10 protein-coding genes are annotated in these 7,658 nt (G+C 63.5%); 9 read left to right on the plus strand and 1 reads right to left on the minus strand.

Annotated elements, in window-relative coordinates; translation table 11 throughout:
* The first annotated feature begins 66 nt into the window (after window positions 1–66).
* The 9 genes from NKH50_RS14595 to NKH50_RS14635 all read left to right on the plus strand — a co-directional run bounded on the left by NKH50_RS14595 (window position 67) and on the right by NKH50_RS14635 (window position 7,450).
* Window positions 67–831: a L,D-transpeptidase gene (locus NKH50_RS14595; protein ID WP_352505924.1), complete on the plus strand. Its 765-nt coding sequence runs from the start codon at window positions 67–69 to the stop codon at window positions 829–831.
* Window positions 832–926: 95 nt separating this feature from the next.
* A complete protein-coding gene (locus tag NKH50_RS14600; protein ID WP_352879486.1) occupies window positions 927–2,093 on the plus strand; it encodes a diphosphate--fructose-6-phosphate 1-phosphotransferase in 1,167 nt (388 codons plus the stop codon).
* 16 nt (window positions 2,094–2,109) lie between these two features.
* On the plus strand, window positions 2,110–2,835 hold the full coding sequence (locus NKH50_RS14605; RefSeq protein WP_352879488.1) for an MBL fold metallo-hydrolase: 726 nt from the start codon (window positions 2,110–2,112) through the stop codon (window positions 2,833–2,835).
* Window positions 2,836–3,196: 361 nt separating this feature from the next.
* A complete protein-coding gene (locus NKH50_RS14610) occupies window positions 3,197–4,735 on the plus strand; it encodes a DegQ family serine endoprotease (RefSeq protein WP_254815991.1) in 1,539 nt (512 codons plus the stop codon).
* Between the two features lie 130 nt (window positions 4,736–4,865).
* Window positions 4,866–5,477: a molybdopterin-dependent oxidoreductase gene (locus NKH50_RS14615; protein WP_352879490.1), complete on the plus strand. Its 612-nt coding sequence runs from the start codon at window positions 4,866–4,868 to the stop codon at window positions 5,475–5,477.
* On the plus strand, window positions 5,474–6,220 hold the full coding sequence (locus NKH50_RS14620; protein WP_352879492.1) for an FAD-binding oxidoreductase: 747 nt from the start codon (window positions 5,474–5,476) through the stop codon (window positions 6,218–6,220). The genes NKH50_RS14615 and NKH50_RS14620 overlap by 4 nt, the downstream gene beginning before the upstream one ends.
* A 440-nt stretch (window positions 6,221–6,660) precedes the next feature.
* Window positions 6,661–6,864 carry a DUF680 domain-containing protein gene (locus tag NKH50_RS14625; protein WP_352480241.1) on the plus strand — a complete coding sequence of 68 codons (204 nt, stop codon included), beginning with the start codon at window positions 6,661–6,663 and terminating at the stop codon, window positions 6,862–6,864.
* A 71-nt stretch (window positions 6,865–6,935) separates the two neighbouring features.
* The gene (locus NKH50_RS14630; RefSeq protein WP_254815995.1) at window positions 6,936–7,142 is read left to right on the plus strand and encodes a DUF680 domain-containing protein; all 207 of its coding nucleotides are present in this window, start codon (window positions 6,936–6,938) and stop codon (window positions 7,140–7,142) included.
* Window positions 7,143–7,210: 68 nt separating this feature from the next.
* Window positions 7,211–7,450, plus strand: a complete 240-nt coding sequence (locus NKH50_RS14635) for a DUF680 domain-containing protein (RefSeq protein WP_254815996.1) — start codon at window positions 7,211–7,213, stop codon at window positions 7,448–7,450.
* Here NKH50_RS14635 and NKH50_RS14640 read toward each other — a convergent pair.
* The coding region (locus NKH50_RS14640) for a hypothetical protein (protein WP_352879495.1) at window positions 7,447–7,658 on the minus strand (212 nt) is incomplete at its 5' end. The genes NKH50_RS14635 and NKH50_RS14640 overlap by 4 nt on opposite strands.

A 7,658-nucleotide genomic window follows, 5' to 3' on the forward strand; every position in this document is an offset into this window, starting at 1 on the left:
GATTGGTGAAAATGCCTGCTATCCGGCCGGACCGTGTTTCCCGCCGACAGCGTAGGGTTTGGGTAAATGCGTGAGTTGCCGCACGGTCTGTCGCTGCCGCATAATGGCGACGCAATCGAAACCGAACTACAGCTTTCCCGCCGCACGGTGCTGTCCGGCGCCGGCGCGCTAGCGCTGCTCGGCGTCACAGGCTGCAGCCAGACGCTGGATCTGCCGTCGCTCCAGCTCGACGACGTCACCACCGGCTCGATCCGGCCCGTCCGTCCGAGCATCAGCGTCGACAAGAACATCACCAGCCCCGACGTGATGTACGCTTCGCTTACCGACGGTGGCTTCAACGTGCCGGAGGTGCCCTATCTCAAGATCAAGCCGGAGTTTCGCCGCCAGATCGTCGTCGATCCGACCGGCGAGCAGCCCGGCACCATCGTCGTTCACTCGCAGGAACGGCTGCTCTATCTGGTGCAGCCCGGCGGCGAGGCGATCCGTTACGGCGTCGGTATAGGCAAGGACGGATTCCGCTGGTCCGGCCGCGCCAACATCCAGTACGGCAAGGAATGGCCGGTCTGGACCCCGCCGCCCGAGATGATCGCCCGCAGGCCGGAACTAGTGAAGTGGCAAGGCGGACAGCCGGGCGGCCTCGACAATCCGCTCGGCGCGCGTGCCCTCTACATCTATCAGAACGGCAGCGACACCGGTTATCGCATCCACGGCTCGCCCGAATGGTGGAGCATCGGCCAGGCGATGTCGTCGGGCTGCGTGCGCCTGATCAACCAGGACATCATCGATCTCTACAGCCGCGTCTCCAAGAAAAACCCGGTCGTCGTCGTCTGAACGGCGGCTTCGCCTTCAGCGATCACTCTGCCGTTGCGCGATGCCGCAAGACAGGCGAAAGTGCCTGCGATTTCATCGCCCGGGAGACGTGAACAATGGCCGGAACTTTTGTCATCGCGCAAGGCGGCGGCCCGACCGCCGTCATCAACCAGACCGTGGTGGGTGCTGCGCTCGAAATCCGCAAGCGGCATCCCGGCGCCAAGGTGCTTGGTTCCATCCACGGCGTGCGCGGCATTCGTGACGGCAATTACGTCGATCTTTCCGCCATCCCCGAGGACCGCCTGCGGCTGATCGCGGCGACACCGAGCGCCGCGCTCGGTTCGACGCGCGACAAGCCGGATGCCGCCTATTGCGACCTCATCCTCAACGGCTTGAAGAAAGCCGGCGCCGATGCCTTCATCTATATCGGCGGCAACGACACCTCGGGCACGCAGCAGGTCCTCACCGACGCCGCCGGCGGCAAGATCGCCTTCGTGCATGCGCCGAAAACCATCGACAACGATCTCGAGGAGAACGACCATACGCCCGGCTTCATGTCGGCGGCCGAGTTCGTCGCTGGAGCATTTCTTTCGGTCGATCTCGATTTCCGCGCTTTGCCGGGCATTTATGTCGGCATCGTCATGGGGCGGCATGCCGGTTTCCTGACGGCCGCATCCGCGGCCTGGCAGCTCGACCAGGACAGCGGCCCGCATCTCGTCTACGTGCCGGAGCGGCCGTTCTCGGCGGCCGGTTTCATCGACGACGTGCGCGCCACGCTCGACCGCCACAAGCGCTGCATCGTTGCCGTCTCCGAAGGCGTCAGCACCGCCGACGGCAAGGCGCTGGTCGAAAGCCTGGTGCCGCCGGAAAGGCTGGAGCGCGACCAGCACGGCAACGTCAAGCTGTCGGGCAGCGACCTGCCGGCAGCCTTGGAGCGCGCGCTCGCCGAAGGATTGCCGGGCAAGCGGGCGCGCGTCGATGCGCTCGGCTATATGCCGCGCGGCTATGTCGGCGCCATCAGCGCGGTGGACGCGCAGGAGGCCTTCGATGCCGGTGCCTTCGCCGTCACCGTGGCCGACGAGGGCGGCGGTTCGGTGGCGCTGCAATATGACGGCAAAAAAACCGTACTGAAGAAGGTGCCGCTGAAGAACGTCGCCGGCAAGACGCGCCATATGCCGGATGATTTCATGCTGCCCGACGTCAACCGGCTGTCCGATGCGGGCATGGCCTATCTGAAGCGGCTGGTTCCGCGAAAGTACAGGGTTGGTAAGCCGTTCGTCTGATGCCGGCCTTGATCTGATGGACAGCTGGTTCAGCAAAACCATCGTCGACGCCAAGACGATGATGCTGACCGAGCCCTTCGTGCATGATTTCGTGCGCGCCAACATCTGGCATGTGCGCGGCCGCGATGTCGACCTGCTGGTCGACACCGGCATGGGGATCTGCCCGCTGGCGCCGCAGATCGACACGCCGGCCGGCAAGCCGCTGCTCGTCGTCGCCACGCATATCCATCTCGATCATGTCGGCTCGCTGCACGAGTTTCCGTTACGGGCAGGTCCGCGCCACAGCGCCACGCAGTTCGACAGCATGGACGAAGCGGTGACCTACGCCTACATGTTCCATGATCTGGAAGGCGCCGTCTCCAGACTGCCGGCAAAGGGCTGGAAAGCGGCCGATTACAGGATTCCACCGGCGCCGCTGGACCGGACCCTGGACGAGGGCGATAGGATCGACCTCGGCGACCGGCAATTCCGCGTCCTGCACCTGCCCGGCCACTCTCCGGATTCGATCGCGCTGTTCGATGAGGCAGACGGCCTGTTCTTCGCCGGCGACGCCATCTATGACGCCACGCTGATCGACGACCTGCCGGATTCCGATCGTGCCGCCTACCGCCGCACCATGCAGCGGCTGCTCGACCTGCCGATCCGGATCGGCCATGCCGGTCATGGACCGAGCTTCGACGGCAGGCGGATGCGCGAGATCGCCTCGGCGTATCTCAGGCGAACGGACGGGACAGCGGCATAGGAAGCCTTGGCGGGGCAGTGAGGGGCGGCCTGATTTGGCTTGCACAGCTATTTTGTTCTTGCTTTGTGCCGGCAGCTATGCTAGTAATTTGTGTATGGTGCTGATTTGCCCCAACGACCCGCCGCAAGGCGGGTTTTTGTTTTCGGGTTTCGGCGCCAGCCCGGCACGGCGGTTGCCAGCCGAAAATTAAATCTTCGTAACATTATCTGGAAACCATCATCGGCGCCCTAGATGCGGGGCTGTCGATCCGGTCGGCTGCCTGACAGGCGAGACAGGCAAGGCCGACGACCGACGCGCCGATGAATTGTTCCGGTGACGGAACGTTAGGGCGCTTCACCAATCTCTCGCCCGGACAACGGCCATGTCACCAATCCAGACCCTTCGCAGACATCGCGTCGCCGCTCTGCTGGGCGCAGCGCTGATCGTCAGCCCTTTCGCCCTGCCTCTCGCTCCCAGGCTGAATGATGTCCTGGCGGCAACGGTCACCCCTCCCGTCACCGGCATGACGGCGCCGAGCGGCTCGTTCGCGCCGGTCGTGGCGGCCGATAAGCCGGCGGTGGTGACCATCACGACGGTCATGAAAGTACAACAGCCCGACACCATGAGCGACGCCTCTCCCTTTGGCGGAACCTCCCCTTTCGACGACTATTTCCGCCATTTCTTCGGTGACCAGGGACTGCCCGCTCCCAAAACACCGCCGGAACAGGCGCCGCGCACCGAGGCCCTCGGTTCAGGCTTCATCGTCGCCAGCGACGGCACCATCGTCACCAACAATCACGTTGTCGATGGCGCCCAATCGATCAAGGTGACGCTCGACGACGGCACCGAGCTTCCCGCCAAATTGATCGGCCATGACGCCAAGAACGATCTTGCCGTGCTCAAGGTCAAAGCCGGCAAGCCCCTGCCGACCGTCAGATGGGGCGATTCCGACAAGCTCATGCCGGGTGACCAGGTGCTCGCCTTCGGCAATCCGTTCGGCCTTGGCACCACGGTCACGGCCGGCATCGTCTCGGCGCGCGGCCGCGACCTGCACAGCGGGCCGTTTGACGACTTCATCCAGATCGACGCACCGATCAACCGGGGCAATTCTGGCGGCCCGCTGACGGATGTGAACGGCAATGTCGTCGGCATCAACACGGCGATCTTTTCGCCGAATGGCGGCAGCGTCGGCGTCGGCTTCGCCATCCCCTCGGACCAGGCGCAAAAGGTCGTCGCCAAGCTGATGAAGGGCGGGTCCATCCAGTACGGCTACCTCGGCGTCCAGATCCAGCCGGTGACGCCTGATATGGCGAGCGCCATCGGCCTCGATCACCCCGCCGGCGTGCTGGTCGCGCAGGTCAGCGACGGATCGCCGGCCGCCAAGGCCGGCATCGAGACCGGCGACGTCATCACCAGCTTCGCCGATCGCGACATAAAGGACCCAAGGGACCTGTCGCGCGCTGTCGCCGACGTTGCGCCCGGCACAAGGGAAACCCTCAATGTCTGGCGCAAGGGCCAAAGCCTGCAGATCTCGGTCGAGATCGGGCGCAACGAAGACGACATGGCAACGGGATCGGTGACCGGCGATCAGGGTCAGCCGTCGACGGAGCAGGGCCTCCGTGCACCGGCGCTCGGTCTGCGCCTGATGGATGTCACCCCGGATGTACGCCAGGCAATGAACCTGGCAGGCAACCAGCACGGCGCACTGGTCGAGCGCGTCGACCCGAACAAGGCGGCATCGGCTTCCGGCATCCAGCCCGGCGATATCATCGTCGCCGTCGACCAGCATCCGGTGAGAAGCGCCAGGCAGGCTAACCAGGCGATCGTGCAGGCTGCCAAATCCGGCAAGAAATCGGTGCTGCTGCTTGTCCAGCGCGGCGACGCCCAGATGTTTGTCGCCGTCCCCTTCGCCAGTGGCTGAGGCAGGCGCCGCGCTGCCAAGATCGATGGAGGGCATTGCCGCCAGGCCGAGAAGATTTCGGTTGCCCGCGCGCGCGTCTTCGAGAAAACTGACAAAGGTCGATTGGACCTTGCGCAAACGGATATTCTCGATGGCTACCCGAGGTTTCTCTTCCGGACGAAAGCCGCCGACGGATACGGGTGCACGTCTCCCGCCGGGGCAATATCTCGAGCAAGGTTTCCCGGTCCTGTCGGCCGGCCCGACGCCGCATGTGCGCACCGAGGATTGGTCGTTCACGCTTAAGCACGGGCCGCGGCCGATCAAGAAGTGGAACTGGGCCGAGTTCAACGCGCTGCCCTTGACCAAGATGACGCGCGACATCCATTGCGTCACCGCATGGACCAAGTTCGACACGGCGTGGCAGGGCGTGCTGGTCGACGACATCCTTGCCGACGCCGGCATCGAGCCGCCCACCGCCTTCACGCTGGCGCTGGGTTTCGACGGCTATTCCACCAACGTGCCGACTAAGGATCTCACCGGCGGCAAGGCGATGGTGGCGCTGCTTTACGAGGGCAAGCCGATCACCCCCGACCATGGCGGCCCGGCGCGGCTGCTCGTTCCGCATCTCTATTTCTGGAAATCGGCCAAATGGCTGAACGGGCTGCAGTTCACCGAGCGTGACGAGCCGGGTTTCTGGGAGTTGCGAGGCTATCATATCTATGGCGACCCGTGGCGCGAGCAGCGCTACACGAACGATCCATGAGCGACGCACCGGCGGCGCAGTCGCCCTGGCAGATAGTCACCATCACCCGCATCCAAAAGCGCACGCCGCGCGTCACCAGCTTTTTCCTGCAGCCGTCTCGGCCCTTCGCCTACCGTGCCGGACAGCATGTCGATGTCAGGCTGACGGCGCCTGACGGTTATCAGGCGCGGCGCTCCTACTCCATCGCCTCGGCACCGGAGACCGGCGAGACCATCGAGCTGGCGATTGAAAAACTCGAGGACGGCGAGGTCTCGCCGTTCTTTCACGAGATCGCGGCGGTGGGCGACGAGTTCGAATTGCGCGGGCCGCTCGGCGGCCATTTCGTCTGGTCCGACGGCGATGGCGGACCGCTCCTGCTCGTCGGCGGTGGGTCGGGCGTGGTGCCGCTGATGTCGATGGTCCGTCACCGGGCGATGCGGGGGTCGCTGGTTGCCGCCGCCCTGGTGGTTTCGGCGCGGGTCTGGGACGAGGTGATCTTTCGCGACGAGCTGATGGACCTCGCCGAGCGCCGGGATGGCTTCGACCTGGTGCTGACGCTGACGCGCGAGCCGGCCCGCCGTCCGGCGGATTATGCGCGGCGGGTCGACGCCGCGATGATGGTGCAAGCCATGACCAGGCTGCCCGCGCCGCCGAAGCTGGCCTTTGTCTGCGGCTCGAACGCATTCGTGACGGCCGCCGCCGAGGCACTGATCGATGCCGGGGTGCCTGCGGCTCTCATCCGCACCGAACGCTACGGGGTCTGACCCGGTTCTGCTTGCCCTGTTGCTGCCTTTGCCGGCCGGCCTAAACGGGCCGAAAACCGGCGGAACGGCGAGGCCGCGCTTGGCTGAAATGGTTAACGATTCGACAAACAACCCCGGCTGCGACTTTTATCGGTTTAAAAAATCGAACCGAACGGTTCGTTTCTGTTGACAATGCGTGCAGGACGCTGTGAACGCTGCCTCCCAACTCCCCTTGCAGTCAGACCGAGGCGATGGGCTATCTTGTTGACATTAAACGCTAAAAATGTGGCGGAGGGAGTCCGTGGCACAATTTCAAGGTGTAGATTCTTGGTCCACACCAAACAACTTCGTGATTGGAAACTGGCCATTGGCTTTCCCACATCGGGGCGGTCCGAACGACGCGAACTCCTCCCAAGACACGCCGCTAGACGGACTGAGACTAAGATACTGGAGTATTAAAAATGAAAAAGATCGCTCTTGCCGCCGTCGCCGTTTTGGCCATCACCGGCAGCGCCTTCGCCGGCAGCGACAATTATGGTTCCAATGGTGCGAACCAGCCTGCCGCCTCGGGCGACAGCTCGTACACGGCTTCCATTCAGAAGCCGGCTGATGCTGACAAGCAGCCTGTCCAGGGCGCCGACCGGAACCTCTTCGGCAACAACTAACAGCCCATCCCAGCATCAGGGCGGCGGGCATAATCCGCCGCCGGGATCTGAAAAAATTCAGGAGTATTGAAATGAAAAAGATCTTTCTTGCCGCCGTCGCCGTTTTGGCCATCACCGGCAGCGCCTTCGCCGGCAGCGACAATTATGGTTCCAACGGAGCCAACCAGCCGGCTGTCGCGGTCGACAGCTCGTACACGGCCTCCCTCAAGAAGTCGGATCAGGCTGAAAAGCAGCCGGTCGGCCAGGGCGCCGATCGCAACCTCTTCGGCAACAACTAACAGCCGATCCCACCATCAAGGCGGGCGGGCATGCCCGCCGCTTTGATGCGAAATCCAGGAGTATCCAAATGAAAAAGATTGTTCTTACTGCCGCCGCTCTCTTGATTGCCGCCGGCGGCGCCTATGCCCAAAACGACAATGTTGGCGGGAGCGACATCAATAAGCAGTCGACCGTCAATGTCGACAAGACGCAGACATATTCGGTGCGTGACAGCAACTCGCCGATCTACAAACTGCTGAATTCGTCTGGCGATGTGCCCAAGTCCGCGCCTCAGGGCGCCGACCGCAACCTCTTCGGTAACAACTAGAGCAATTCCAGGAAAAGTGTGAAACGGTTTTCCGTCCGGAATTGCGTCAAAACAAAGAGATAGAGCGGTTCGGCGTTTTCCGTGAAAACGATGAACCGCTCTAACAGCCGAACCGGAATTCCAGACAAGAGGGGCGGGCCGGGGCCGGCCCGGGTGGGGTCTATTTTTACCAAATGCGCGGCCACGCAGCGCGGCGGGATGTGGGATT

It is taken from the genome of Mesorhizobium sp. M1027 (assembly GCF_040318745.1).
Taxonomy (GTDB): Bacteria; Pseudomonadota; Alphaproteobacteria; order Rhizobiales; family Rhizobiaceae; genus Mesorhizobium.

What these genes read in the sequence shown, in the direction of transcription:
- NKH50_RS14595 (WP_352505924.1), top strand. Translation starts at nt 67, where the DNA reads ATGCGTGAGTTGCCGCACGGTCTGTCGCTGCCGCATAATGGCGACGCA.
- NKH50_RS14600 (WP_352879486.1), top strand. Translation starts at nt 927, where the DNA reads ATGGCCGGAACTTTTGTCATCGCGCAAGGCGGCGGCCCGACCGCCGTC.
- NKH50_RS14605 (WP_352879488.1), top strand. Translation starts at nt 2,110, where the DNA reads ATGGACAGCTGGTTCAGCAAAACCATCGTCGACGCCAAGACGATGATG.
- NKH50_RS14610 (WP_254815991.1), top strand. Translation starts at nt 3,197, where the DNA reads ATGTCACCAATCCAGACCCTTCGCAGACATCGCGTCGCCGCTCTGCTG.
- NKH50_RS14615 (WP_352879490.1), top strand. Translation starts at nt 4,866, where the DNA reads ATGGCTACCCGAGGTTTCTCTTCCGGACGAAAGCCGCCGACGGATACG.
- NKH50_RS14620 (WP_352879492.1), top strand. Translation starts at nt 5,474, where the DNA reads ATGAGCGACGCACCGGCGGCGCAGTCGCCCTGGCAGATAGTCACCATC.
- NKH50_RS14625 (WP_352480241.1), top strand. Translation starts at nt 6,661, where the DNA reads ATGAAAAAGATCGCTCTTGCCGCCGTCGCCGTTTTGGCCATCACCGGC.
- NKH50_RS14630 (WP_254815995.1), top strand. Translation starts at nt 6,936, where the DNA reads ATGAAAAAGATCTTTCTTGCCGCCGTCGCCGTTTTGGCCATCACCGGC.
- NKH50_RS14635 (WP_254815996.1), top strand. Translation starts at nt 7,211, where the DNA reads ATGAAAAAGATTGTTCTTACTGCCGCCGCTCTCTTGATTGCCGCCGGC.